Origin of the sequence: Streptomyces sp. NPDC088747 (genome assembly GCF_044751025.1) — a bacterium.
GTDB lineage: Bacteria > Actinomycetota > Actinomycetes > Streptomycetales > Streptomycetaceae > Streptomyces.
Genome location: NZ_JBIVKZ010000013.1, coordinates 1 through 26,280 on the forward strand (window position 1 = coordinate 1; position 26,280 = coordinate 26,280).

General features: G+C 65.7%; 25 protein-coding genes and 2 pseudogenes. 19 read left to right on the plus strand and 8 right to left on the minus strand.

Features of this window, described 5'->3' with window-relative positions:
* From ACIP79_RS27370 to ACIP79_RS27385, 4 genes are all read left to right on the plus strand, one after another.
* The coding region (locus ACIP79_RS27370) for a polymorphic toxin-type HINT domain-containing protein (RefSeq protein ID WP_401227368.1) at positions 1 to 1,481 on the plus strand (1,481 nt) is incomplete at its 5' end.
* A gap of 9 nt (positions 1,482 to 1,490) precedes the next feature.
* Entirely contained in the window at positions 1,491 to 2,159 is a 669-nt protein-coding gene (locus tag ACIP79_RS27375) for a hypothetical protein (protein ID WP_401227370.1), read from the plus strand.
* Between the two features lie 116 nt (positions 2,160 to 2,275).
* Positions 2,276 to 2,920 carry an RDD family protein gene (locus ACIP79_RS27380; RefSeq protein ID WP_401227372.1) on the plus strand — a complete coding sequence of 215 codons (645 nt, stop codon included), beginning with the start codon at positions 2,276 to 2,278 and terminating at the stop codon, positions 2,918 to 2,920.
* 287 nt (positions 2,921 to 3,207) lie between these two features.
* The gene (locus ACIP79_RS27385; protein ID WP_401227374.1) at positions 3,208 to 4,032 is read left to right on the plus strand and encodes a hypothetical protein; all 825 of its coding nucleotides are present in this window, start codon (positions 3,208 to 3,210) and stop codon (positions 4,030 to 4,032) included.
* Positions 4,033 to 4,380: 348 nt separating this feature from the next.
* Here ACIP79_RS27385 and ACIP79_RS27390 read toward each other — a convergent pair whose 3' ends face one another.
* Positions 4,381 to 4,767: a hypothetical protein gene (locus ACIP79_RS27390; protein WP_401227376.1), complete on the minus strand. Its 387-nt coding sequence runs from the start codon at positions 4,765 to 4,767 to the stop codon at positions 4,381 to 4,383.
* Between the two features lie 275 nt (positions 4,768 to 5,042).
* Between ACIP79_RS27390 and ACIP79_RS27395 the strand changes: the two are divergent.
* The 3 genes and pseudogenes from ACIP79_RS27395 to ACIP79_RS27405 form a co-directional block, all read left to right on the plus strand.
* Positions 5,043 to 5,180, plus strand: a pseudogene (locus ACIP79_RS27395) (IS5/IS1182 family transposase); the annotation flags it as partial.
* A 188-nt stretch (positions 5,181 to 5,368) separates the two neighbouring features.
* Positions 5,369 to 6,799, plus strand: a complete 1,431-nt coding sequence (locus ACIP79_RS27400) for a hypothetical protein (RefSeq protein WP_401227378.1) — start codon at positions 5,369 to 5,371, stop codon at positions 6,797 to 6,799.
* A 106-nt stretch (positions 6,800 to 6,905) separates the two neighbouring features.
* Positions 6,906 to 7,517: a DUF6461 domain-containing protein gene (locus ACIP79_RS27405; RefSeq protein ID WP_401227380.1), complete on the plus strand. Its 612-nt coding sequence runs from the start codon at positions 6,906 to 6,908 to the stop codon at positions 7,515 to 7,517.
* Between the two features lie 85 nt (positions 7,518 to 7,602).
* Here the strand turns inward: ACIP79_RS27405 and ACIP79_RS27410 are convergent, their stop codons facing one another.
* Positions 7,603 to 7,815, minus strand: coding sequence for a hypothetical protein (locus ACIP79_RS27410; protein WP_401227382.1), 213 nt, complete (start codon positions 7,813 to 7,815; stop codon positions 7,603 to 7,605).
* An 800-nt stretch (positions 7,816 to 8,615) separates the two neighbouring features.
* On the opposite strand from ACIP79_RS27410, the gene ACIP79_RS27415 reads away from it, so the two are divergent.
* The 8 genes and pseudogenes from ACIP79_RS27415 (at position 8,616) to istB (ending at position 13,243) form a co-directional block, all read left to right on the plus strand.
* Positions 8,616 to 9,119, plus strand: a complete 504-nt coding sequence (locus ACIP79_RS27415; RefSeq protein ID WP_401227384.1) for a hypothetical protein — start codon at positions 8,616 to 8,618, stop codon at positions 9,117 to 9,119.
* 353 nt (positions 9,120 to 9,472) lie between these two features.
* Positions 9,473 to 9,622 (plus strand): annotated as a pseudogene (locus tag ACIP79_RS27420) (XRE family transcriptional regulator); the annotation flags it as partial.
* Between the two features lie 208 nt (positions 9,623 to 9,830).
* On the plus strand, positions 9,831 to 10,292 hold the full coding sequence (locus ACIP79_RS27425) for a hypothetical protein (RefSeq protein ID WP_401227386.1): 462 nt from the start codon (positions 9,831 to 9,833) through the stop codon (positions 10,290 to 10,292).
* Between the two features lie 47 nt (positions 10,293 to 10,339).
* Entirely contained in the window at positions 10,340 to 10,834 is a 495-nt protein-coding gene (locus tag ACIP79_RS27430; RefSeq protein WP_401227388.1) for a hypothetical protein, read from the plus strand.
* Positions 10,835 to 10,929: 95 nt separating this feature from the next.
* On the plus strand, positions 10,930 to 11,169 hold the full coding sequence (locus ACIP79_RS27435; RefSeq protein WP_401227389.1) for a hypothetical protein: 240 nt from the start codon (positions 10,930 to 10,932) through the stop codon (positions 11,167 to 11,169).
* Positions 11,170 to 11,181: 12 nt separating this feature from the next.
* Positions 11,182 to 11,769 carry a DUF4240 domain-containing protein gene (locus ACIP79_RS27440; RefSeq protein WP_401227391.1) on the plus strand — a complete coding sequence of 196 codons (588 nt, stop codon included), beginning with the start codon at positions 11,182 to 11,184 and terminating at the stop codon, positions 11,767 to 11,769.
* A gap of 38 nt (positions 11,770 to 11,807) precedes the next feature.
* A complete protein-coding gene (locus ACIP79_RS27445; protein WP_401227688.1) occupies positions 11,808 to 12,449 on the plus strand; it encodes a Mu transposase domain-containing protein in 642 nt (213 codons plus the stop codon).
* The gene (gene istB, locus ACIP79_RS27450) at positions 12,446 to 13,243 is read left to right on the plus strand and encodes an IS21-like element helper ATPase IstB (protein ID WP_401227393.1); all 798 of its coding nucleotides are present in this window, start codon (positions 12,446 to 12,448) and stop codon (positions 13,241 to 13,243) included. The genes ACIP79_RS27445 and istB overlap by 4 nt, the downstream gene beginning before the upstream one ends.
* A gap of 79 nt (positions 13,244 to 13,322) precedes the next feature.
* Here the strand turns inward: istB and ACIP79_RS27455 are convergent, their stop codons facing one another.
* The 6 genes from ACIP79_RS27455 to ACIP79_RS27480 all read right to left on the minus strand — a co-directional run bounded on the left by ACIP79_RS27455 (position 13,323) and on the right by ACIP79_RS27480 (position 17,655).
* Complete coding sequence (locus ACIP79_RS27455; protein WP_401227395.1) at positions 13,323 to 13,619, minus strand: hypothetical protein; 297 nt, start codon at positions 13,617 to 13,619, stop codon at positions 13,323 to 13,325.
* 68 nt (positions 13,620 to 13,687) lie between these two features.
* Complete coding sequence (locus ACIP79_RS27460; protein WP_401227396.1) at positions 13,688 to 14,200, minus strand: transposase family protein; 513 nt, start codon at positions 14,198 to 14,200, stop codon at positions 13,688 to 13,690.
* Positions 14,201 to 14,378: 178 nt separating this feature from the next.
* Positions 14,379 to 14,630 (minus strand): DUF6193 family natural product biosynthesis protein, encoded by a 252-nt coding sequence (locus tag ACIP79_RS27465; RefSeq protein WP_401227689.1) that lies wholly within the window; start codon positions 14,628 to 14,630, stop codon positions 14,379 to 14,381.
* A 481-nt stretch (positions 14,631 to 15,111) separates the two neighbouring features.
* Positions 15,112 to 16,476 carry a hypothetical protein gene (locus ACIP79_RS27470; protein ID WP_401227397.1) on the minus strand — a complete coding sequence of 455 codons (1,365 nt, stop codon included), beginning with the start codon at positions 16,474 to 16,476 and terminating at the stop codon, positions 15,112 to 15,114.
* Complete coding sequence (locus ACIP79_RS27475) at positions 16,466 to 17,275, minus strand: hypothetical protein (protein ID WP_401227398.1); 810 nt, start codon at positions 17,273 to 17,275, stop codon at positions 16,466 to 16,468. The genes ACIP79_RS27470 and ACIP79_RS27475 overlap by 11 nt, the downstream gene beginning before the upstream one ends.
* Positions 17,272 to 17,655 (minus strand): hypothetical protein, encoded by a 384-nt coding sequence (locus tag ACIP79_RS27480; RefSeq protein WP_401227400.1) that lies wholly within the window; start codon positions 17,653 to 17,655, stop codon positions 17,272 to 17,274. Before ACIP79_RS27480 ends, ACIP79_RS27475 begins: the two co-directional genes overlap by 4 nt.
* A gap of 121 nt (positions 17,656 to 17,776) precedes the next feature.
* On the opposite strand from ACIP79_RS27480, the gene ACIP79_RS27485 reads away from it, so the two are divergent.
* The 4 genes from ACIP79_RS27485 to ACIP79_RS27500 all read left to right on the plus strand — a co-directional run bounded on the left by ACIP79_RS27485 (position 17,777) and on the right by ACIP79_RS27500 (position 24,974).
* Positions 17,777 to 23,032: a CHAT domain-containing protein gene (locus ACIP79_RS27485; protein ID WP_401227401.1), complete on the plus strand. Its 5,256-nt coding sequence runs from the start codon at positions 17,777 to 17,779 to the stop codon at positions 23,030 to 23,032.
* 298 nt (positions 23,033 to 23,330) lie between these two features.
* Positions 23,331 to 24,176 carry a hypothetical protein gene (locus ACIP79_RS27490; protein WP_401227402.1) on the plus strand — a complete coding sequence of 282 codons (846 nt, stop codon included), beginning with the start codon at positions 23,331 to 23,333 and terminating at the stop codon, positions 24,174 to 24,176.
* Positions 24,133 to 24,594, plus strand: a complete 462-nt coding sequence (gene xerC / locus ACIP79_RS27495; RefSeq protein WP_401227403.1) for a tyrosine recombinase XerC — start codon at positions 24,133 to 24,135, stop codon at positions 24,592 to 24,594. The genes ACIP79_RS27490 and xerC overlap by 44 nt, the downstream gene beginning before the upstream one ends.
* A 5-nt stretch (positions 24,595 to 24,599) precedes the next feature.
* Entirely contained in the window at positions 24,600 to 24,974 is a 375-nt protein-coding gene (locus ACIP79_RS27500) for a helix-turn-helix domain-containing protein (protein ID WP_401227404.1), read from the plus strand.
* Positions 24,975 to 26,280: the final 1,306 nt, after the last annotated feature.

A 26,280-nucleotide genomic window follows, 5' to 3' on the forward strand; every position in this document is an offset into this window, starting at 1 on the left:
ACACGTACGCGGCCGACAACCCACTCACCGGCAGCGACCCGAACGGGCTCATGCGGGTGTACGAGACGGGCGGCGGAGACGGCACCGCGTCGGCCAAGGCCCTGGACGGTACGGACTCGGACAACGGCAGCGGTACCCACCACAGTGGTGGAGGTGGCAACGGTGGAGGTGGCAACTCCCACCACGACTGTGGCTGGTCCTTCTCCTGCTACGGCTCCAAGGTCACGCACAAGGCGTACCACGTAGTTCAACAACACCCTGTCATCGCGGCCGTGGTGGCAACGGCCGTCGTTGTCGGCGTCGTCGCCTGCATCGCCGCGACCGCGGGCGGCTGCGGAGCGGTACTGGTGGCTGCCGCAGAGGGCTTCGCCGCAGGCGCAGAAATGGGGAGTCTCAGCGGGGCTGTAGTGGGTGCCTCGGTGGGTGCGATCGGCGAGGGCGGCGCCGTCGTCGCCGGAGCGGCGGGCATAGCCGGAGCAGGTGCGGGAGCTGTCGCGAAGGGAACAGAAACGGCCGCCGCGTCCAAGGCGGCCACCCGATCCGGGGCCAAAGCGGCAGACACCACAGCAGAGGGAACTGCCGCCGCCGGCGCGGCCAGAAGCGGCCAGCGCGCGGAGACAGCCGCACCCCGCAGCGGGGCGGCCAACTGCAACCACAGCTTCCTGCCCACGACCAAGGTCCTCATGGCCGACGGCCACGAGAAGCAGATCAAGGACGTCAAACAGGGTGACAAGGTCCTGGCAACCGACCCTGAGACGGGCAAGAGCCAATCCCGACCTGTCGACAAGCTGATCACTACCAAGGACGACAAGGACTTCGCCACTGTCACGATCCGCGACCGCGGAAAGACGTCGAAGATCATGGCGACGGTGACCCACCCGTTCTGGGTCGATTCCGCGCACGCATGGATCGACGCCGGTCACCTCGAAGCCGGCATGGCCCTGCACAAAGCCTCGGGTGCGACGGCCCTGATATCCGCCGTCCAGATCTGGCACCGCCCGCATCTGACCCACGATCTGACGGTCTCTGTCACACATACGTACTATGTGGTGGCAGGACAGACTCCGGTCCTGGTTCACAACTGCGGCCGCGGAGCTGCCGACCTAGGTCATCTGACCGATAGGGCCGACGACTTGCATTCTCTGATTCCGTCAGGCGGCCAGCGGTACAGGACTACCGGGGTGTTGCACGCCGATGGCGTTGGTGGAGGCATTGATCTGTCCGCTGTTGGCGCGAGGAGTAACCTCACCCTGGTTCAAAGAGCTGATTCTCTTGACGCTGGAGAATTGGCTATATCGATGAGTAGTGGTGTGCACGCTGAAGTGAAGCTAGTAACTGCAGCTCAGCACCTAGGCCTTAATCCTGGCGGGATTGCAACCAGTAGACCTTTCTGTCCTGCTTGTTCTCAGTTCCTGGCAAACCAGGGTGCGACACTTGTGAGCCCTAGGACCGCTCTCTGGCTTCCGTCCGGCGTAAGGTAACTCTCGATCGTGGCGGCATCGGAAGGGGTGCAAATGCTCACAAAGGAAGAGATTGGCCGGATTGAGGCAGCGTGTGGCGAGCTGGCCCTGGAGAGAGTCTTCGTGCTCTCTTTGGCTGCAGCCCACCGGACTCTCCCCGTCTATCAGGCGTACAGCGAGGCCCATGCCGGGCTGAAAGGATACGGATTGGTTCATGATGGCCTGGTAGGGGCGTGGCGAGTTCTGCGCGCCAGGCCGGGGGCTTCTGCCGTCGAACTTGCGCCCAGGCTTGAGGCTGCGATCAGGAGTGCAGAGTCAGACCTTGAGTCGATCAACATGATTGCCGAATTTGGCCTCGCGGAAGCTTTGGCTGTGGAGTCAATTTCTGCCGCGAATCTCGCGTTGCGCGCTTTCCTTGAAGAATCGCGAAGTAGCGCATTCAATGCCGTTGTTGGCGCTCTTGAGGTTGATTCGGTTTGGGCGGAAGGTGAGGCCGAACGTTCAGGCTCCGAAGGTGACGTTTCGTGGGACAGAGTGATGACCCACTATGGGCAGCAAGTGCGGGATATCGACCTCTTGTCTGGTGTTGACAATTCTGACCAGAATCGCCTGTTCGGTGATATTGCAATGTGTGCCGAACGGGAAGGTATGCCTTTCCTTGTCCAGATGAGGAAGCTCGTGTCAACCACGCTCCCTTAATCTCATAGAGGATCGTGAAAGGACTGTCAGCGGACGACGGCTGTGACGTCGGTAGTGTCGAAAATGGTCAGCAAGTGGGGCATATTTTCGAGATATTTCGAAAAAAGGAAACGCAAGTGAGCGGGCAGGCGTTGGTAAATCATGAGGGTGTGGAGGGGGTTCCCTCCATAGTTTCCAGGTCAATGGGGAGGGAGTGGTACCGGGACTATCTGGCCGGTATGGATCCGGTGAAAGGCGCCCGGCCCGAGGGGGCGTCGGTGGAGTACGTCGTGGAGGGGGATGTCGACGCGGCGCGTGCCGTCGCTGGTATCCCCGTGCTCGTGCTGGCCTCCAACGGGCGCAGGGTGGCGGCACGGCTGCTGGACACGTTGATCGCGTCGGTGTTTGCCTGCCTGGGGTTCGGTGCTGCGGTTGCCTCGAGTGATGGTGCCGCCTTGCTGGTCCTCGCGCCGGTGGGGTTGGCGGCCGGTGGGCTGTTGTACTTCCTTCCCCTTGTGCACTGGTGGGGCACGACCGTCGGGAAGCGTGTCTTCGGGCTGCGGGTGGTCCGGCTGTGGTCCGACGGGACCCTCCCTCCGTCATGGAAGGACACCTTCCTCAGGGAGTTCGACCGGGCGGCGTTCATGACGGTCCCCGGGCTGAACCTCCTGGTTGGCGGGATCCTGCTCGCTCAGATGGGTAAGGACCGGGGGACTTATCACCAGAGCAAGTACGACCGCGTGGCCCGGACAGTCGTGGTGCGGTGGTCGACTGGGCGGTAGACGCGGTGCCTATCGCCGTCGAAGACGGTGGAGCCCAGAGCCGAGCTCAGCGGGGCCCGTGGAAGCGGTGGGTGCCTCTGCTGGGGTGATCTGCGCAGTAGAGGTCACGCTCATTATGGGCTCGATAGGTATCGCGGGGTGCGGCAGGCGCCGCAGAAGGAACAATGAGCAAGCCCGAACGTTGTTCGCCCCGTTCGTTCTCTGCCTGCCGAGGCTGAGGTACCGTCATTCTGGTGCTGATTCAGGCACGGCTCGCTGTGGCGTGGGGGAGAACAAGGACGCGCCCGATGGCACCGCCGTCGTACCGCTATCTCACCACCGACGCGCTCACCGACAAGGTCCTGGCCTGGGATCTACCCCTGACCGGAGTCGAGTTCGGGCCCGCGCTGTCCGCGACCGGCAGCCTCACCGGCGCGGTTGAACCCCGTCTGGCTCACCTCGCCCGATTTCAACTCGACCCCGGCAACACCAAGATCTACGCTGAGCGCGAAGGGCGACTGCTGTGGGGCGGCGGCCTGATCTGGCGAGCCGACCCCGAGGGTCAGCAGCTGAACATAGAGGCATCCGGCTGGGGCTCTTACCCCTACCGGCGCTATGACCTCCACGGCCAGCTCAACGCACGCGGCCCCTACACCTACGCGGACCCGTGCAAGGTCATCCGCGACGTGTGGGCGTACTGCCAGGAGACGCCGGACGGCCAGCTCGGTATCCAGGTCGACGACACCACCACGCAGGTCACCGTCGGGATGCCGGAGGACCCTTACCGGATCGACTGGGGGGACACCCCCTCGCTCGGTGACGTCATCTCGGACATGGTCGCCGTCGAAGGCGGCCCCGAGTGGACCGAAGAAGCCACCTGGCACAGCGGCACGCCGCAGGGCCGCGTCCGCATCGGCTGGCCCCGCCTGGGACGGCGCCGCACGGACATCCACTTCGAGTCCGGCGTGAACGTCGTCAAGGCGGTCCCGGTCGAGTACGACGCCGACACCCCCGCCTGCGCGGGGACCAACCCGCATCGTTCGCCTCACTACCAACGACGTCATCGACGACGGGACCACGGTCGCCGTCCGGCTGGGAGACCCACCCTCCCCACTTCCAGGGCCCGTCGCTGACCTCATGCGGGCATACGTCCAGTCCTGCCAGCATCTGCCCTACGCCAGCAGCAGGAGCTCACAGTGGCTCTTCCCTGGACGCCAGCCCGGCCAGCCGATGAACCCGGTCAGCCTTCAAGTGCACTTGCGCGAGATCGGCGTCCCGCCACAGCGCGGCAGGACCTCCGCAATCCGACAGCTCGTCCTCCAAGCCGTGGCTCCCGTCATCGCGAAGGCCCTCGGTTACCACGACAAGACAGCCACCCGCCTGGTCACCGAAGCTGGAGGAACCTGGAGCCGATACGCTCCCGGCGACCACACACGGTGAGTTTCGCCTGAGCTCGGTTCGCCGCTCCAACGCTCGCGAGATCAGTCGTCTGGCGGAAACTCCTGGTCCAGAAGCTGTAGTACCTCCTGCTGCCGCCGATGAAATCCGGGCAGCAGGGGCTGCACGAGGGCGAGATGCTCCGTAATCGACAAGCCCCGGTGAGCGGGCGGCTGCGCCGGGTGATTCCGATCAAGGGCCTTGTTCATCGAAGCGCAGAACAGGTACGCCGTTCCCATAGCCTCCGAGTCGAAAACGATCTGTCCGGCCGCCACTGAATCGACCGGACCACATACGCCTTCGACCAAGGCGCCCAGCACATGAACGGCGACCGCCGGATCACCGTCCGGGTCCCACCGAGCATGCATGAGCGCAGTGCGCATGCCCTCAGCCAACTCCGAAGCTGACGGCTCCGCCAGATCGCTCGCCATCCCCGCATCGTCCCAGCCTGGCTCGCGGAAAACCATCCTGAACCAGCTACTTGCCGTGACCGAAGTCGTGGATACCCAGCGAATACACGACACCTCAACATGCGAGCCCACCAGTCAAGCGCCCCCCGGTCATGTCCCAGTCCGACTAGGTCCACAGGTCACGTCCCCAGGAAGACGAGGGAGCGGCGGCGGCCGGCTGAGCCCGCCTCCACCCTTGCACCGCGATGAAGCCAGTGCCGCAACAGGGCGCTGAGCGATACGGCAGCGTTGGGTGACTCCTGGGAGAGCTGCGCCTGGCCCGTGACTACGAAACACATCCCCACCGTTCCGAAGCCATAATCCACGTCGCGTGGATCGACCTCGTGAGCCGAAGACTCACCCGCGAATCCACCCACAACTGGCGCGACACCTGAACCTCGAACCAAATAACCTCGCCTGGATAAAACGCTCTTATAGTGCGGCGCGATCAGACGGGGGCAGGCGGCTGGGGCTATACGACCGGGGGGTGCGAATTCACGGCGCCGTCGTCGAGCGGCATTCGTTGAAAGTCACCCTTGGTTACTGTCTGGAATTGATCGTTGACGGAGTGATCATGACGTGATTGTCTGACGTCGAGACGGACGCGAAGTGTCCGTACGATCTGGGGGGAAATTTGCGAACTAAATCTAGAAGATCGCTGGCAGTGGTAACGGCAGCAATCCTTGCACTGCTCGCGCCCGTCACGGCCACTGCCGATGCAATACCTGCGGCTCGATCGCTAGTAGCAACGGCAGCCGAAGACCGAATGGCGAATACAGGATTAGTCCAGGAGATAGGCGACAAGCCGTCGAAATTCCACGCCCTCCCCGAGGAGAGCCAAGTATCACCGCAGTCCGACTGTACTGAGACAAAGCGCAATCTGAAAGTTCTCAGAGAGTCGGGACAGAAGCAGGTGGTTTGCTTCGAATGGCAGACTCGGGAAGAATTCGCCGAGACGCGGGGTTTGTCGTCCTCGTCGACCGTTGTATGGTGCGGAACTCAATCAGCTAATCAGGTCTGGGTGACTCGCGACTCCATTTGCTCAGTGCGCGGCGTTGTCATCGTGATAATGGACACGACCACGGGTGTCGTTTACGGGAAAGCCTACGGCGCCGTGGAACAGGAGATCGATACTCAGAACGCGATCCCCGAGTTCTTCGAGTACATGAAGTTCGATCTGTATACCGCTGACGTGGCGACTGAAGGGATGACGGTCGAGGTAAAGGCGACATGCTCGCTCGATACCAGCTGTCAGCAGAGTTCAGGTCCTTGGGACGCTCCTCGGCCAATCGTGGCTGGTGGGTCTATCGACGGCACCTTCACCCGCCTTTGGCCCTCGACTCCAGCGGGGAACAAGTCCTTCCTCATCAGCTATGTGATGACCGTCAACGTCAACGGGCTTTGGGGTAACACCAAGTGGGGAGGCAACGGGGACCCGGGCGATGGACAGTACCTGGTCCGCTGTGACTTCCAGGTCAGCGCTTACGCGGGCTGTGTCGTACCGGCGTTCACCCCCACTTTCGAGGTGAGCACGAAGTACCCGCAAGCCCGTGCCTTCGTTGGCATGGTCCAGGCGAGCATGTCAACTCATCCGGGCTGGGAGGGGCACGGCCAGCCTCTGCACCGCGAGTCGAGCGAGATTGCCGCCACTTTGAACCGCGCGGTCGTATGTGACAGCACCTTCACTCCCAACGCGAGCACGCCCCCGCCGGTTCAGTGCGACGAATGGCCGTTCGCTAAGTCGAAGGAGAGCGGAAGACAGTTTGGGGTCACCTCTGGTACGCAGTGCCAGCAGTACTCCGTCGTCTCCCAGACCATCGACGGCAAGGTGTACGTGTCTCTCACCTGGCCCGGAGCCAACCAGGGGAAGATGCCTCCCGCGAGCGCAAAGTGTGCCCGCGCCAGCATGCCCAAGGTGCAGAATGAGGGCGTGGGCGGCGACCTCGGGCGGAAGACAACGGAGTGGCGCCTCCTGGAAAACGACGCCTATTGGGTAGACGCTGGTCAACCCTAATACCTGCACAGACTGCGCGGTCCGGCCCACCGTTGTGCGGGCCGGACCGCGCAGTGGTGAGTCAACAAATTGAGGCAGCACTGTGAGTAACAGAACCTTCCCGAACATGAAACTGTACGGAACCGGGTATTGCGTCCTTTTTGTGCGCGGAATCGAGCCTGCTGAGCTTCTGGCTAAATTGGCAGGAACCCAGATCCAGTCGATTCATTTGACTCGAATGGAGGCAGAGGCCATCAGGGCATTCGGGGAAGAAATTGACGAAGAAGACATTCCTGATCTGGACTTGGAGGTACTGCGCAGTTACGGCATGCTCGACAATAGCGGCCCTCTGTTGCGTGCTGGCACCCAAGGCGGCTGGTCCTTCGTGATCGAATCTGAAGGACCATACCTTGCAAAAGAAGAGATCCTTAAAGCGACGTCGCACGGCACCGTAGCTCTCTCCGCCAGCCTGAGTGAGGCAATGTCCGCATGGATCTCATATGCGGAGAACGGTGAGATCCTTTCTTCCTTTGACCCGCTCTTCCCAGAGCACGATTATGGAAAGAACCCCTCAATCCTTGACGAACTCACCGGATACCGGCAAGCCATTGATAGCGGGGACCGCTCAGAAGCCTACGAAAACGCTCTTCGAAAGATTCAGCAAAAAATGGAGTGCGCCCCTCCTCAAGAGGCTGACGCTGCTCGCCTGCTTTCCGTGCGGATCGCTGGAGGTTACTGAGCGTTCTCACAGCGATCGCCGGTGGGATGACGATGGCGAGGACGAAACGCCCGAGGCACCCGTGCCGACGGAGGCGTTCGGAGTCTCAACTCATCAGCGCGGGTGCCTCGTTGGTCAGTTCGACCAGGCCGTGGACGCGTCGGGGGAGGGGCAGGCAGGCGGGCCGGAAGCGAGAAACGAGCCGGAAGCGCTGGGCTATGGGGCCGTGCGGGTCCATGAGGTCTCCCCAGGGGTGAACGGTGAGGAGCACCGTGTGGGGTGCCCGCCCGTCGGCGAGGAGCACCCCACGCTTATGCAACAAGCGAACCGCGCAAACGGTGGTAGAGGAACTGCTGGATCGAAACGTGATTATTCCGCGACCGTCATCAGGTGAGATCCGCAGAGTCATCAGCAGCGTCGCCACGGGCGGGCTGTCCAGTGTGGAAGAGATAGCGAGGGCTCTCCATGGATTCTGACCCCCATACCGAGATGCGCCTTCTCGGCGTGCTCGCTTCCCTGGGGCGCCGCGGGCTCGTCGCCATGGTGAAGGTAGACGGTGAGCGATGCGAGCCTGATGCCCGGAAATGGACATTCGTGGTAACTGGTAGCACCCTGACCGCTGCTCCGATTCGCGTTGACGCCGCGTCTCCAGAAGCCTGCATGGAGGAAGCTCTGAGGATACTGCGGGAACGAGGCATAGAACTCAGCTGATCTGTCCCGCTCCTGCGGAATGATGCAGGGCTCGCCCGGCGCTAGAGGGCGTCTGAAAAGCTGGTCAGCGGGCTGGTCTTGCGAGGCGTGGCGTAAGGAGCATGGCCAAGGTGAGGTAGATGGCGTTCTCCGAACTCAAGCAGGTACTCGTAGTCCTTCGACGGGCGGCGGCACCCTCCCAGCCAGGCGATCGCCCGTTCTACGCCCGACGTCGCGGGACCACCGTGAAGATGGACCCTGCCGAAGGCGGTGTTCCTGACCTCGGCCAAGTTGAGCGGAATCCGCTGTCGCGGCGCTGCATGCCCTGCACGCTTCGGAGGGTACTGAGCTGGGGCTGGGAGCTGATCATCCTTCCGGGAAGACTGTAGGGCCCCTCCAGTGTTGAAGCACGCGCGAAGGCTTGGGTGAGTGGCGGTGGCGTTCAGAATCTCGGGTGTCAACCAGGAACGACAGCACTTCGTAGAAGTCGACGAATACGTTCCCCTGACCGTCCAGTGGTCAGGCTACTCACGCCTGCGAACGGCGCCGCGATCCGTCGTCCTCGACCTTGGGGTTTCCTTGGTCGGAGTCAAAACTGATCGAGACAGCGGTGAAGTAGTAGAAGTTGTTCTTGTCGAAATCTCTCGGCCATTAACCTTCGATGTGCCGCGCGGCGCACCTGTAGAGGCCGAACCGGGCATTCCCCTGGTGTACTACGAAGAGAACCCCCTGGGGCCGCCGACTGGGGAAATCCGCCTTTACTCGGATGGGCTGCGGATCAGGCTTGCCGAAGGGTGTTCTGTGAGGCAAGTCGGTGACTCAGAAGCGGCCTTCGGGTTCTCGGAGGCCGGCTACTGGGTCGACATCAATGTACGGCTCGATCCCGAAAAGATGACCGGGCTGCGAGCGCTGTGTGGACCTCGATCGCTGTGATGGCTTCGCTTTCCCCTCTGTGGGTGATCCGCCTGCAGGGGGAAGACCACGAGGCGCCGAGCAGGCCTCTCCTCCTCCCGAGACGGCGAACCTCGTCAGCGAAGGCGCGCGGTCTACCGAGAACAACGGTCCTCCACACCGGTTCACGAGCTTCGCGGGACCCCCGGTCCAGGAACTAGGGAGTGTCTCTTCTGGAGGAGCTGACACGGTCGTACCGGATGGCGCGGACGGTTTGCGGTTGTTCTAGTCGTGGTGAGGGCAGCCGCAACGGCGGACGAGCCAGATGCCGGTGGAGTGGGCCTTGCACCGCCGCAGTCGGCCGTGACGTGCTCTGGGTGCCGGCGAGATTGACAGCCACCCAGGCCGGTGCCAGTGACCAGGAATTCCAGGAGATCGCGGCCGACGCACTCAAGGACGTGTACTTCCAGTACAACGGCCGCCGCGCCGGCTCCCTCGAGGAGGCCCGCTTTACGGACATCGAGCACCTGGAGTTCGAACTGTAGATCCCCGGCTGCATCGCCGAGGCCGAGCGCGAGGGCTGGCTCGGGGAGGTCGAAGGGCTCAGGGTCAGCCTGGCTGGCGCCGAAGACAAGCTTGCTCAGATGGACCGACGAGCTTCCGGCGGTACGGCGATCGACCTCGGCATGCCGCGCATAGCCGCAGCTCAATCCACCCAGGCGGGGGGAACGGCTTCGCTCACACAATCACTGGATGACCAGTAATGACATCCGGTTCGACTGCCAGCACCGTGGCGACGGCGGCCCGCTCGTGATCGTCCCCCGCATCGACGGAGCACCACTTACCGAGCTGATCGACGGGTTCGAGATCGCCGCCGGGATGCAGCCCGCAGGCGACGCCTACGGCGGTCTGATTCCGGAGTTCTTCCGGTTCGGCCCGATGCAGGATCACTTCCTCGGACGGTCCACCAACGCGATGGGGCCGAAGACACCCGTTCTCGGTTGTGAATGCGGCGAGTGGGGATGCTGGCCCCTCATGGCCCGCATCACCGCGACGACCGACTTCGTGACCTGGGACGCCTTTGAGCAACCGCACCGCAAGGCCCGCGACTATGTGGCATTCGGTCCGTTCAAGTTCGACCGTCACCAATACGATGGCGCCTTGCGGGCCCTAAGCGTGGTGATCGGCTCCGACGTCGACGACACGCGTGCATGAGCGCCACCAGGCGCGGCCTGTTGGGCTAAGGGATGGGGAAGCGGTTCATGGAAAGATTCGAGACGGAGAGTCTGGCGCTCATGCCTGGCCAGAAGGTGCAGGTCAGGGTCCTCGGCCATCACCCATGGGGTGTTCTCGTTGAGATCGTTGGTCACGAGAACGCTGGCCTGTCGGCCTCTATCGACATGATCCAGCAGTTCTCTCAGACCACGCGCAGCCACGACGAACTACTCTCGCTCTTTCCACCCGTCGGTTCACAGATCGATGCAGTGATCGAGCAAATCCACCGCTGGCATCCGCCGGTATCAGTGCGGCTCACCATCCGACCTGCCGACCTGGATTCGCTGGTCTGGAGCTGCGACTTCTGTGGTGAACCGATCACGTTGGGCCCAGGTGGAGACGCCCTCGTCCTGGACTCGCGCAGCAGCGACGGTCCAGGAAGCCACACCATCATCTCGCACCGGCACTGCCTGGCCGAGCGCATCCGCCCAGAGAACAGGGGAGAGCGGGCGCGAGCATTGAAGATCGGGAAGATGCGCTGAAGTCGTGAGGTTCGCGCCTACCGGTATGGATGAGCTCGACAGCTCATTTGGCGGGAACCAAGCGATAGTTCAGAGAAGCCTGCCTGCGATGCTCTATGCATTGGCCCGACCCGGCCCAACGAGCCCGGATCGTCGACATCCGCGACAACATCATCGCCCGCATCGCCGAGGCCGAGCGAGAGGGCTGGCTCGGCGAGGTTGAAGGGCTGCAGACCACCCTCGCGGGAGCGAACGACAAGCTCTCCCAGATCGACCGGCGGGCTCCGCGCACCGTTGACCTCCCCATGCCGACTCCCCACAACCAACCCCCGAAGTCGGATGTCAGGGGCAGGTGAGAGGGTGCGGCCATGAACATCGACGACTTCTGGACCGTCATCGAAACAGCACGCACCGACGCCGCTTCGGCCTCCGGGGACCCCGGCCAAGCGTTCGCATCGGCCCTGGTCGAGCGGCTTGCGGCGACCTCGAAGCAGACGATCCTCGAATACCAGCAGTGCTTCGATCAGTTGCACGGGGCGATCTACCGCTGGGACATATGGGCTGCTGGCTATCTGATCGGTGGAGGATGCTCCGACGACGCCTTCATGGACTTCCGCGCCGGACTGATCGCGCAGGGCCGACAGTGGTACGAGCGGGCCGCCACCGCACCCGATGTTCTCGCCCAGCATCCAGACGTCATCGCTGCGGCGGCCGAAGGCAGCGACGAGGCGCTGTTCAACGAAGTCGTCAACTACGCGGCCACCTACGCCTACGAGCGCATCAACGGCGACGAAGACGACTGCACCTTCTACGACGACTACGACCAGTTCTGCGGACCCCGCACCGACCAGGCGCCGGCCGATATGGGCGAGAGCTTCGATTTCGACGACGCCTCGGAAATGCAGGCACGTTTCCCCGGACTGGCCCGCCTCTTCCTTGAGCACAGCGAGGCCTGAGCTCACAGGACCCCTTCGCCGCCAAGTTCAGAGAACAGATCCCGGTTCGCACCAACCGCTACTCGGTCCCGATCCGGCTGATCGGCAAACGGGTGCGGGTCGTGCTGCACGCTTCTCATCTGGTGGTTTATGACCAGAATGTAGAAGTGGCCCGGCACGAGCGGCTGATCGCGAAGGGTGCCGTCCGTCTGGATCTGGATCACTACCTGGAAGTTCTGGTCCGCAAGCCTGGTGCCTTCCCCGGCTCCACAGCCCTCGAACAGGCCTGTTCGGCGGGCAGGTTCACCCCGGTCCACGACGTCTGGTGGGACCAGGCCCGTAAAATCCATGGTGAGCGGGACGGCACACGGGCCCTGATCGAGGTGCTCCTGCTGGGGCGGCACCTGCCTCACGAGCATGTCGTCGCCGGCTTGGCCGCGGCTCTGCGGGCCGGGGCCATGACCGCGGACGCGGTCGCTCTGGAGGCCCGCAAGGCCGCCCAGGCCGAGACCGAACCCATCCCTACGGTCGGCCAGCTGGGTTCCGGGAATCCGCCGGCGACGGTGACGTCCCTGCACGAATGGCGGCTCGCGCACCTTCCTGCGGACACCAGGCCGCTGCCCTCGGTGGCCCCCTATGACCAACTGCTCCGCCGCCGCCGCACCAGCGGCAGCGACCACCGTGAGGGAGAAGCCCAGTGACCCTGCCCCGCCAGCGAGGCTTGACCGAGCAGGCGGCCGACGCCGCCATCGACACCGCCTGCAGAATGCTGCGACTGCCCTCGATCCGCAACGAGTTCTCCGACATCGCCGACCGGGCGATGAAGGACCAGATGACCTACCGGGGCTTTCTTGCCGAACTGCTGATGACCGAGTGCGATGACCGGTCCCGCCGCCGCTCGGAACGACGTATCAAGGCGGCCGGCTTCCCACGGGAGAGATCCCTGAGAGCCTTCGACTTCGACGCGAACCCCAACATCGACGCGGCCACCATCCACACCCTTGCCAGCTGTGAATGGATCAAGAAGAGTCAGCCGCTCTGCCTGATCGGCGACTCCGGCACCGGCAAGTCCCACATGCTCATCGCCTTGGGCACCGAGGCCGCGATGAAGGGCTACCGCGTCCGCTACACGCTGGCCACGAAGCTGGTCAACGAGCTGGTGGAGGCCGCCGACGAGAAGCAGCTCAACAAGACCATCGCCCGCTACGGCCGCGTCGATCTCCTCTGCATCGACGAGCTCGGCTACATGGAACTCGACCGCCGCGGCGCCGAACTCCTCTTCCAGGTATTGACCGAACGCGAGGAGAAGAACAGCGTCGCCATCGCCTCGAACGAGTCCTTCGGCGGTTGGACCAAGACCTTCACCGACCCCCGCCTCTGCGCGGCCATCTTCGACCGCCTCACCTTCAACGGCACCATCATCGAGACCGGCACCGACTCCTACCGCCTCGCCAGCACACGAGCCCGAGCTGAAGAGCCCGCAAAGTCCGGCTGACCTCGTGGTCCCGCATCCGGGCCGCCACCCAGCGGGCGGCCCGGATGGGACACCGAGGCAGCAGTGATGAGACGGCTCATCACCGGTCGAGACCGCCGCTTTGCTCCAGATCATCCATGAACTGCTCGTGCACTCGAAGTTCGCGGCCCCTGCCAGGACTCGTCAAGACGATGGTCTTCGCCTCCCCGAGTGCCGTGGAGCCAGCCCCCAGTAGCTCGCGCGTGATCACCACCGCGTCGAGCACCTCGACCCGACGCTCACTCAGCAGCTCCTGCACGACAGCCATCCCACCAGCACTCGTCAGCAGCGGTCGGCACTCATCCACGAGCGCCTCAAGCCTGGCCGTCCTCTCCGGATGCAGCCCTCTGATCACCATCGCAGTGCCCCCTCGCCTCACAGATCCGCGGTCGTCCCCCGATCATGCCCCGAACGTCCTGAGCGCCGTCATTTCTCGTCCACATCTAGCCAGGCACCGCGTATCGTCTTGCCGTCCACGGCCAGCGAGCGGCGCTGGTCTGGTGTCCAGCGGTCCGAGTCCCGGGTGGCCAGCCAGGCGCCGATCGCGGTGTCAAGGGCGTCACCGTCGACGCGCTGGAGGACCCGGAGGATGGTGGCCTCGGCCGGATCGGTAGGCTCAGTCGGCTCGCGGACCCGGCCGCCGAGCGCGGTGAGGACCGCGGGCGGCGCATCGGCGGCCCACTCGGTGATCGCGGACAGCGACATCGCCCCGGCCAGCACCGCGCACGCGGCGAGCGCGAGGACGAAGGCGAGGGGATAACGGCGTCCCCTTGGCCCGGCGCGGATCGGGAACCGCCGCGAGACAGTCCAGCAGACCCAGGTGCTCCCCGGACTCAGCAGGCCGGACGGTGGCGAGCTGGCCCAGGCCAGCGGGGACAGGCGATGATGAACGGGCAGGCACGGTCTTCCGTCGCGGTGATCAGGGACTCGACACCTCATGATCACCTGGAAGTCGTGCCTGCCTTCGTCTCACCGGATTTCCAAACTGCGCAGCCACGCTGACGACCTGTGACCAGTTGGATGTCCCCACCTGCGCCCATCTGGCGAAGAGGCATGCGGCCATGAAAGCGGTCACTGTCAGTAACTGAGTTCAGACTGCTGATTCCCGATGCGGGCATCACGCAGGTGACTCGCCGTTTCCGGCGGCGGCCGGGCCGAGGCGGGGTGAGAGGTGGGCCACCGCCAAGGCGACAGCCTCGTCGGCTGTGGCAGCTTCGCCGAGGACACCCTCGTGAAGAAACCGCTGAACGCGGTAAGGGCGTCCGGCGCGGGACGGGACAATGGCCACCACCACAGGGGATCTGTGCCCGGTGTAGGCGCGTGAACCCGAGCGTCCAGTGGCTGGACATCGGGGACTCCGAGCATTGATGCACCCAGCACATCACAGGAACGCCGAAGTGCAGCCTGACCGGCGGACGTTCGGGAGTCCGCTGAAGACGAGTTGTACCACGACCGGCACAACCGACCCCTGCACCAGAACATAGCCTCATGAAGGCGCTGCTTGCATCCATCGATGGTGTATACAGCGCATCAACAGACGGGGCTCGGTGGAGCGCTTCGGGTACAGAGAGTGATGCATGGAAGGAGGGTTGGGACGATGCCACCGTCACTCCGAGGAAGTTGCGTCTGCGCCGCCGGGAGTCCCGATTCTCATGCCAGAGGTCCTCGCCTTCGTGAGCGCGTTACAGGGCTTTCCCAAGCGGCGGCCGGGATTCTTCCAAGACGCCATCAGCGCACGAATGTGGCTCGTGCGTCCGGCGTAGGCGATGGTCCCCAATACTCTCCGTGATAATGAGGGGCCTCTTGAATGCGCCCCGCAATCGGCAGCAGAGGGCGTACCCTGCTGGCGGTCATCGGCCCCGCAGACGAAGTTGGTGCAGGGTCGCCCACAGGCGTTCCATGTCGTCACGGGACGGTCGTCTCAGGCCCGTTGCCGGACCTGGTGCGGTGACGGTCAGCGCGGCGCCGAGGGCGGCGATCGCTTCGTCGAGGTCCGCGATGGCGGCTGCGCGGGCGTTGAGCGCGTCGGCCAGCCGGTACTGCATCTCCGGCACGGTCGGTGGGTTGGCTCCGGTCTGCATGAGCATTGCGTCCGGTCGGATCGTCTGGACGCAAGCGCGCAGGGCGTTGATCGCCTCGTCGAGGTCGGCGCGGTTGCCGAGGCTGGTGTGCCGCAGTCGCAGGCTGACGGCCAGCTCGGCGAGGTGACGCGGCCGGCGGGGATGCTCGATGGGCGCCTCGATCACCGACTGGCGTAATGCGTCCACGGACTCGTCGATGAGTGTGGCGGTGCCGACGTCTTCGAAGCGAATCCGGAGTGCTCGCCCGGCCGCTGCCAGCCGGAGCGGCCGATCCGGGTCGCCGACACGGCTCATCTGTGCGGCTTTTCGAAGCAGCTCGAGGTCGTCGTCGACGACGGTAACTGGCTGATCCGCCCGATCGAGCCAACGGGTGAACACCTCGGCGATGACAAACAGTCGCCGAGTGAGGTTGTCACCATCGTCATCGGGCGCCAGGAGGTCGAGACGTTGGCGGATGGTGTCGATGAGGTAGTCGGCGTCGTCGGCGACGCTCGTCCGGTCGTACCGGTCTTTCAGCACGATAGCCAGGGTGTCAAGGGCGGCGGCGTGGTTCGGAAGGTTGGGAAATGCCGCGGCATGCCGGGCGGCGTCGACCATCGGGTCGAGGAGATCCAGCGACCAGGTCTGGCGGAACTGGACACGATAGGCCATCGCCACCATGGCCCAGAGGTCTCGGTGCCGGGCGCGGGTGGCCGGTGTCTCCCGCAGGACCTCGATCGCCAAGGTGATCAGCGGCTGCAGGGTGTCGGGGTTCTTGGTGAGGGCTGCCTCGCGCAGGGCGGAGAGTACGGACTCGATCTTGGCGACACTGCCGTCGTCCTGGATGCCGAACTCTTTGAGCAGCGCCGTGGGCACCACTGAGGGGTCGTGGTCGGCCACGGTCCGGAAGAGTCGTTGCGCGGTTGTCAAGTCGTCGGCGCGGCGATCGTAGGGAAGGCTCAGATATCGGATCCAGTGCAGGGCGGCGACCGCGTGCAGCCCTTTCATTGACTGCTCGCCGTGTTCTCCGCTGGCCTGCAGGAGGGCTGTGGCCTCGGTGAGCGCGTCGGGTTCGTGGGCAGGGCCGGGGTCCCCGTCGTCGCGGTAGGCCCGGACGCGCCGCATGACGTTCTCTGTGAGCGCGTCAGTCTGCATGGTGCACCGTGGTGCGGCGCGAACGCGGCGTGGGCATGCCCTTCTGCAGGATATTGGTTATGACGGGGCCCTCGATTCTGGTGACGGTTCCGCTCGGTACGGCGACGCCGAGTGCCTCGGCCAGCCGGAGCGTGTGGGTGTCGACGGTCGCCTCGATGACGGTGGCGAGGACGGCGGAGTCCGTACGGGCGCGCATGTAGCTGTAGGTCATTGCGGCGGCGGCTACGGGGGCGATGGCCCAGCACCGGATCGTCCAGGGCAGCATCAGCAGACCCCATGCGCTGACGATCGCATCGGACTCGTAGCGGCGGGCGGCCGCTGATACGACAATGCGGACGTCGGTGCTGGCGAGGAGCCAGATTCGCGGCCATGCATCACTGAGGGAGAGCTCGTATTGTTTGGAGACGCGAGACCCGGTATTCCGGAATGTCTCCCCGATTGCCGTGGCCCGCCGTGCCGTTCCCGGCTCGGTGGCGTCTCGCCCCATCCGTCGGCGCGGAACCGATGCCGTCCACAGGGGCTGTACCACGTGGGACGCCGTGGCCCCCAGTGTGGAACCCGCGATGCTTGCTGCGGCGAGCAGAACGGCGACGACGGCGATGGTTGTGCCGGGGTGAGCGGTGTGTGCGGTCCACCTCTCGTTGAGACGGTTACCCAGGTCAGTGAGACCGAACGGGTTGTCGTGCCCGGCCAGCAGCGCCCAACCGGCCACCGCGACATAGGCGAGGCCGGGTGCGAGGACGGATTCCAGCCAGCGTTGGGCGACCTTCTGGCCGAGGGAGGCGAGAAGCTCGGTCACCGAGACTGCCCGGGAGTGAACCGCATGACGGTGCGGTGCAGTTCGCACACCGGCTCGTATCCGTTGTCGTCACGGCCCTCGCGCCGGCCGCAGGAGGACCGGGCTGGGCACCGGTAGTCGCCGGTGACGATCACCGGATCGACGCCGAGGGCATCGAGCGTGACCGGGTCACCGCGACCTTGAACTCCGGAAAACAGGGCGTCGATAGGCAGGTGCTGGCCGCGCAGGGCCTGCTCGGTGGATATGCCTGAGCGGACGTCCTCGACGGCCGCCGACAGGTCCTGACCCAGGTTCCACTCCTCGGCGAAGCGCTCGAGCTTTGGCAGCTCAGCGCACAGCCATGCGGTGAGATCGGAGTCACGGAGCGGTGGGTCGCTCATCCGCTTCCTTCCTGCCCGGATGCATCTACCCAGACTGATCTGCCCGCACGATCGGATCGACTTCGCACGACGGCGTTCATCGTATCGAAGATCCGGCTTAGAGTAGTCGCGCAGTCACAGAGTGGAGCAAGTTCGTTTCAGCGGAGGGTGGTTGCCGGTGGAGGTACCCGACCTCGTCGCGTCGCTGGAACATCGCGTGCAGGCCTACATCGCAAACGACGCCGGCCCGATCCTCGCCGCGGCCGCCCGCCAGGAGGCTGCGGCCTTACTCGACCAGTCGACTCGACCCAACGGCGGGATCGACGTCGAGATCGTGGAACTGCTGGCCAGGACGCATCTTGTCCGCTCCGGGGCGCTGCCGGAGGATCAGCGCGCCGTCGACCTCAATCGAGCGATGCGGCTGTACGGGATGCTGCTCACTGACCACCCCCATCTGGTGCCGGAGTCGCTGCGGCGAGCCCTTGCCGGGACTGCCGAACCGCCTGCCGAGGACGCCGACGATCTTGCCGGACGAGTCCTGGCCAATTCTCGCGGGGACGCCGGAGAGGCCGAAAAGGCGGTGGTGGCGCTCAACGCCCGACTCCTCGCGATGACCGACGACGACCCGGAACGGCCACGGGTGTCGATGAACCTCGGCGCCCTCCATCTGCACCGGTATCTCACCGCGGGGTCTCTTGCCGACCTGGAGCGGGCGGAGGATCTGAACACCTCCACCACGGCGTTGCTGGCACCCGGACACCCCCGATCCGCCGATGCGCAATCGAATCTGGGAATCGTGCTAGTCTACCGCTATTTACGCACCCACCGCCTTGAGCGTCTCGAGGCGGCCATCGCAGCCGGCCATGCCGCGGTCAACAGTTCTGGAGATGCCACGCACCTGCAGAACTTGGCCTGGACGCTGCTGGTCAGGGCGGACACCACCGGCGCGTTCGGCGACCTCGCCGAGTCGATCGACCTGAGCCGCCGCGCGCTCGCCGCGCTCGAAGTCGAGGGCCGGCCGGCCCCGCCCGGCGTACTCGCCAACCTCGGACAAGGCCTGGCGGGCCGCGCGGCCCGCCTCACCGCCGGGCCCGAGGTCACCAACGCCGCCCAGCGCACGCGGGCCGACGCCGATACCCGCGAGGCCATCGCCGCCTACCGTGCCGCGATCGACGCGAGCACACCTGACGACCCCGACCGCCCCGATTACGTCGCCGGGCTGGATCGTCTGTTACAGCCTCCCGCGCCGCAGCAGGCCCGCTCGGAGGCGATGCCGCCCGGCAACCCGCCGCTGGCTGCCCCGCCGGGTCGGGTAGCGGATCCGTGGGCGTTGCTGCTACACGCCACTCTCGTCGACGACCGAGCCGCTCTCGAGCAGGCGATCACACTGCTGCAGGCCGGTGTTGAACGCCCGCTGGCACCGTTCGACCGAGATACCTTCGCGAACGATCTCGGCCGGGCGCTGCGCATGCGGTCCGAGCGCACCGGATCGGTCGCCGACCTCGATGCCGCGGCGCAGATCGGAAACCAGTGCGTGCACGTCACCGCGGAACGGAACCCGCACGATCCGGCTCTCGCCGCGCGTTTGGGTGAGCTGGCCGCGACCCTGCTTTTGCGCTACCGGCATCTCGGCCAATCCGCTGACCTCGGCGCTGCCATCGACCACAGCGGTCGCGCCGTTGCGCTCAGCGGTACGCAGGCCACGCCACATTTACGACGGTTGGAATTTTTGTCAATCCATGCGGCGGCCCTCGGCCAGCGATACTTGCGGACCGGCGCGCACGATGACCTCACGGCGGCGTTGGACGCCCACCGGCAGTCGCTGGCTTCAACCCCGCCCCGGCACCCGCTGCGGCCGCTGCATCTCCACCGCTACGCGAGCGACCTGCTGAGCAGCGATGCCGCCGACGGCGATCGCGCCGTGGCCGCAGCCCGGGAAGCTGTCGCGCTCACCGCGCCCGGCCACCCGCACCGGGGCCCGTTTCTGTCCGGACTCAGCGAGGCTCTTCAGGCACGCGCGATAAACACCACGACGTCCGGCGACCGCCACGAGGCCGAGGCGGTCGCCCGGCAGGCCGTCGCCGTCACTCCGCCCGGTCACGCAGAACGCGCCACCGTGGCGATGTGCCATGCCTTGGCGCTCGTGCTCCGCCACGAGCAGACCGGCATCCTGGCCGACCTCAATGAGGCGGTCGCGGCTGCCCGCTTCGCGACCGGCAGTGCCGCCACCCCCATGTCTGCTGCCACCTGTCTGCGCCGGCTCGGCACCATCCTGCACCAGCACCACGAAAGCTTCCGGGACCGCGGCAGCCTCGACGAAGCGCTCCGTGCGGTCCGCCGCGCCATCGAGTTCATGCCGGATGACCACCCTGCCCAGATCTCGGCCCGGGGCGACCTCGGCGTCATCCTGCTCAGCAGCATCCGCAGCTACCGCCGCCCCGAGGACATCGACGAGGCGCTCGCCGCACTGCGTGAGGCGGCCGCCGCTCCGACGACCAGCGCGATGACCAGGCTCTCCTTCCTCGAGGCGCAGACGATCGCACTCATGTTGCGTTTCGACATCACCGGCGAGGTCACCTCGATCGACGAGGCGCTTGGCCTGATCGATGTCGTGCTGTCACACACCCCGCCTGACCATCCGGCCCGACCGTCCCGGCTGACCCGCCGGGCAGACCTGATGCGCCGACGTAGCGTCCGCTTCGGCGACCCCACCGACCTCGACACCGCCATCCGCGACAATCGTGCGGCTATGACGGCCGCGCCGGCCGGCAGTGCCGAACAACGGCGGCTGAGCCGACGTCTCGCCGTCACCCTCGTCGGCCGCTTCGACAGCTCCGGCGACCGCGCCGACCTCGATGAGGCCGTCGCGCTGGCCCGAGCGGCCGCCGACGCCCCCAACGAGGATCCCGAGCTGCGGTCCGCTGCTCGGATCACCCTGGCCGACGTCCTGCGCACCCTCGCCGGCAACGCCGATGAGCAGACCGCGGCGACCGCGCTGCGCAACGCGGAGGCAGCCGCCCGTCAGGCAACGGCCGGCACCGCCACGCCAACCGGCGGCGCATGGACGGCGTTGAGTCTGGTACTGCTCGACAAGGCGCGACGTTACGACGACCGAGCGGCCCTGCACGAGGCCGTGGACGCCGCCCGCCGCGCCGCCTCCGCCTCACCGACTCCCGACATGCACATGCGACTGGGTATCGCGCTACACCATCGGTATGACGTACTCAACGACAGCAACGACCTGCGTCAAGCCATCGACGCACTACGACAGGCCCGCCAGGGCGTTCCCGACGACTTCGGCGAACTGCACATCTACGAGTGCGCTCTGGCCCAAGCCCTGCTGGCAGCCGGCATCGCCACGACCGACCGGAGCATGCTCGACGAGGCGATCGACCTCTACCGGCGGACGGCCGCCGCCAGCGTCGGAAACCCCGAGCACGCCGAAGACCTCGCCAGTCTCGGCGACGCCCTGCATACGCGCTACGAGACCGGCAGCGCCCCGCAGAACGCGGACCTCGACGAGGCGATCAACACATGGCGGACGGCCGTGGCCATGGCCGACGCCGCCAGTCGAACGGCACTCAACTACCGCGTAGGGCTCGCCAACGCCTTGCTGACCCGAGATGACCACGTCGACGAACAACACGGCGACAGGCCGGATGACCTGGCCGAAGCGGTCACCCTCCTCGATGACGGAATCCGCGCCGCACCCAACACCGACGAGCATCTGCCCGGCGCCCGCCACACTCTGGGCAACGCTCTGCATCGGCGCTACCGGGCACGGGGACGGCATACCGACCTCGATGCTGCGGCGAGGGCCTGGCACGAGGCGTCCGCACCCGATGCGCCGCCACCGGTCCGTCGCATCGCCCGCATCCAACTGGCCAGAGCAACCGCCGAGTTGCATGGCCTCGCGGCCGCGGCCGACCTCTACACCGAGGCCGTCGAGGACCTGACCGGACAGGTCAGGCGTGGGACCCAGCTCGAGGACCACCAGCGGGCCACCCCCGTCGGCCTCACTACCGTCGGGCGGGAGGCTGCTTCGTGCGCGATCAGCGCTGGCCGTCCGGAACAGGCGGTCGACCTGCTCGAACGCAGCCGCAGCATGTTTTGGCAACACGTCCTCGACACCCGTACCGACCTGAGCGCATTGACCAAAGCCGCACCAAGTATGGCCGCCGACCTGGTGCGGCTACGGTCCGCCCTCGACAGCAGCGACGCGGACGCACGCATGCACGCTGCCCGACGCTTCGATGAGCTCATAACCGAGGTCCGCGCTCTACCGCCAACCGACAACTTCCCGGACCCGGGCTCCTTTCTGCAACGAGAGAGCTTCAAGCGGCTACACGGGGCGCTGGGCGACCGCACAGTCGTCATCATCAACATGAGTCGGTGGCGCTGCGACGCCCTGATCGTCACCACTGGCGGTGTACGCGTCGTAGAGCTGACCGATCTCAGCCAAGACGAGGTCCATGCCTTGTGCCTCAGGTACCTGGCAGTTCTCCTACACGACGACAAATTCAAGGCCGAACTCGCGATCATTGGAACCCTGCGCTGGCTATGGGACCACATCACCGAGCCGATCCTCACCGCGCTCGCGCCCGCCCCTGATCGACCCCGAGTGTGGTGGTCACCGACCGGAATGCTCGGACTGCTTCCCCTGCACGCCGCAGGCCACCACCATGAGCCAGGCCGGTCCGTTCTGGATCGCGTGCGCTCCTCATACACACCCACCCTGCGGATCCTCGCCGAAGGGGCCCTAGCGCCCACACCAACCGTGGACGACCTGCTCATGGTGGAAATGGCCGAAACACCCGACTGGTCTCCCCTGCCGCAGGCTCGCATCGAGCGGCAATACATCGAGACACTGGAACTCGACGGTCAACGGACCGTTCTCGCAGGGCCAGCCGCGGGCCGCGTCGCCATCCTGACCAATCTGGCCAGCGCCCGATGGCTGCACGCCGCCTGCCACGGCACCCAGAATTTGGCTGAGCCCGCCTCCGGCGGGCTCGTGCCCTACGACTGGCAGAACGAGGGGCTCGTCACTGTCTCCGATGTGAGCCGCGCGTGGCTCCCCAGCGCCGCCCACGCTGGGGAGTTCGCCTTCCTCGGCGCGTGCAAGACCGCAGTGGGAGGGATCGCGTCCGCCGACGAGGCCATCACCGTCGCTGCCGCACTCCAGGCCTCTGGCTGGCGCCATGTCATAGCCACGCTGTGGACCGCCTACGACGAGTCTGCCGCAGAGATTACGAAGGACGTGTACGGCAGACTCGTTCACGACGGGAAGCTACATCCCGACCGCGCGGGCGAGGTCCTCGACGAGGCGGTCATCGCCTTACGCCGGAAGAACCTGGATGTGCCCAGCAAGTGGGCGCCCTTCATCCACTCCGGCCCCTGACATCCGAGCGCAAACCGTCAGCGGGTATGAGGTAGGGAAGTTCCTGCCTCACGGAAATGGAGGCACCGGGGCGAGCGTGTCTCCGCGCCGCGCCGATGAGGCGTGACCCAGGTTTCGCAGCGTTGTGGTCCGGGTGCAGCAATTCCGCAGCTTCCCCGCTTCTGCAGTGACTTCATCTACGTCGCGGTGATCTTCCCGGTGCCAGAAACTGCGGTCTCCCTGAACTGCCGGTCGTACCTTGCGCCTTGCGCTCTTCGGTGTTGTTCGTACATCTTTGATGCACAGGCAGCATCGTCGAGTGTCTTTGGAGGTGTCGATGTCACGGACGACGGATGGGTCTGGCGGGCGGGTCGGCTCGCGTGTGCCGGGCGTGGCCTCGTTGTCCGTGGTGCCCGAGGTGAGGCTGCTGCGGCCGTGCGAGACGGTGCTCGAGAAGATGATCGAGGGGTTCGTCGAGTGCCAGCAGGCCCGTGCGCTGCAGCCGGACACGATTGCCGGCCGGGTGCGGACGGTGCGTCAGCTGCAGGCGTTTGCCGATGCGTTCCCGTGGGAGTGGAATGCCTCGGTGTTCGACCGGTGGTCGGCGGCCGTGGCCGCCGCGGTGGCGCACTCGACGCTCGGACAGAAACAGCTGCAACTGAGTGCATTCCTGTCCTACCTGGTCAATCCGGCTTACGGGTGGGCGTTGGTGTGCCGGGAGATGTTCGGCGCGTTTCCCGCCATGGTGCTGGCCGAGCTCAACAGCGTGCGGCATTCCCAGGGGTATGTCGGGCGGCCCAGCCGCAACCGGCCGCTGACTCGCCCGGAGGTGCGGGCGTTCTTCGGGCAGATGGATCCGGAGATCACCAGGCTGTGTGCCGCTGGACACAAGGGTGCGCTGACGGCGGCTCGTGACCTCGCGATGTTCACCACGATGTACGGCTGGGGGCTGCGGCGCCGCGAGGCCGCACGGCTGGAGATCCATGACTGGCCGGCGGCAGGCCAGGCTGGCGGAGTTCGGGGACTTTGCGGGGCTGGCGGTGCGGTGGGGCAAAGCCCTGCCGGGGCAGCCGCCGCGCCGGCGGATGGTGATCTCCGTGTGGCCCTGGGCGGTAGCGACCGTGCGGTACTACGTCGAGCGCATCCGGCCGCTGTTCTACCGTGACGGGCTCGATGACGGGGTGATGTTTCCCACCGAGCGCGGCGGGGAGATCTCCGTCCGCTCGGTGAATGACCGCTTCGCTCATTGGCGTGTCTTGACGGGGCTGCCGGACTACCTGTGCCCGCACTGCCTTCGCCACACGTACGTCACCCGGCTTATCGAGGCCGGTTACGACGCCTCGTTCGTCACCGAGCAGGTCGGTCACTCCCATGCCGCGACCACGGCGATCTATACCGCCCTCTCCAGTGACTACAAGAACTCCAAGGTGCGTGAGTTCCTTGACGCCGCGGAGGAGGAAGCCCTGCGCAGCGCCTTCGCCCGGGCGGAGGCCGAGGCCGACATGGACGACGAGTTCGACACCTTCGACACCGCGAACGGCGAGGGCGCCCCGGTGACCGGCGGCCACAGGGGACCACGATGAAGGCCGTGCCCGGAGGCCAGGCAGAGGACCGCAGGCCGTCCGGACCGGAGGCGCCGCAGCCCCGGTGCGTGTGGCGGCTGCGCGAGTTGATGGCGGTGCGCCGCAGCTGGTTCAACACCACCAAACTGGTTCCCGAACTGCGCCGCTACGGCTTCGACTTCGACCGCAGCACCGTCTACCGCCTGGTGTCCGCGGAGCAGCCCCCGAAGATTCCCCTGGAACTCGTGGTGGCACTGTGCAAGATCCTCGACTGCCGGTTCGAGGACCTGGTGACCGAGGTCGAGCCCGAGGACGGTGAGCGTCCACCCCCACACGGAGCGGGTCCGGTCATGCCGGACGGGCCGGTGCTCTCCGGCGATTTCTTCGACGCCGAGAGCTGATGGGCCCGCTGCGATGGCTACGATGCGCGGGCGGTGCGATGGCTGCGGCCGCGAGCGCTCCCTCAGTTTGAGGAGCAAGAGTCGCCGGTTGTGCAAGACGTGCTATGACGCGTCGCGGCCGAAGGAAGTCTGCTGCCGGTGCGGCGAATTATGCGCGCCGTGTGCGCGTACCGGGGCCGGGCCGGTGTGTGCCCGCTGTCACCGCGCTGCCAGCGCCGAGCCCTGTACGGACTGCGGCCGGCTGCGCCCGGTGACCGCGCGGCCCGGCGGTCAGCCGGTGTGCGGCTCGTGCTGGCGGCGCCACAGCGCCGCCGCCTGTATCTCCTGCGGCCGGACCCGGCCAGCCCGCTCCAGGACCTCCGACGGCCCGGTGTGTGCCGCCTGCTTCGCCCGCGCCGCCCCGCCAGGCCGCTGCTCCGGATGCGGACGGCACGGGCCGATCAAGCTGAAGAAACGCAACCTGTGCAGCACCTGCGCGGGATCGACCTCTACGGCCCCCCTGTAGATGAAGCATCACGGAGGGCCTATGAAAGCGCCGCCTACGGCATCGAGGAACAATTCGTAAACTACTTCAACGGAAAGCTGAAGTGATGGGTGATCGACAGGCTTGGCTCAATTCGCTAGTCGCTGCTCGCGAGTCCGGTGAGGCCAGCCACGTCCCATGTCCGAACTGTGGTCGATCCGAGCTGAAAATTCGTTACATCGTCAACAGTGAGAGTCGAATCGGTTACGTCCTGTTCTGGTGCGAGGCGTGTCTGCACGGTGTCTCAGTGTCGCGCGTCCGCGCTCCAGAAGGAATTCTTACGTACGCCCTCGACGATCCGACGTCGACCGAAGGTGTACCAGAATTCATCCATCTGGAGTGAGGGCCTTACGGATTTCAGTGAAATCGCCCGCACAGCGTGATCCTGCTGCACCGTGAGACGCACACTGCATTGCTCGCAACGCCCCCGGCGCCCACCGTTTCGGGCTTCGGGGGCGTTTGTGTTAGGGACGCCTCGGGGCCACTGAAGTACGAACGCGCGGGCGTTGATGTCGCCTTCGCCCCAGCCGAGGGTTGAAGCCGTAGCCGACGTGCTTGGTGTTTCGATGCCCTATTGGGCGAGGTTCCCACAATGCGGGGCGCGGCTTCCCTTGAACGTCTTGCCTTCGTTCTCGGCTTCCTCGGCCTTCCGCTCTTGTTCCCTTTGCTTCTTGCTGCCTTTGCTGTGAGCGGCCACGTCAACGCTGCCGGCCAGGGTGCTCTTGGAGTTGCTACCGTAACCGGCTGTAACAGCCGCTTCAGTACCTCGGCTGCACTCGGCGT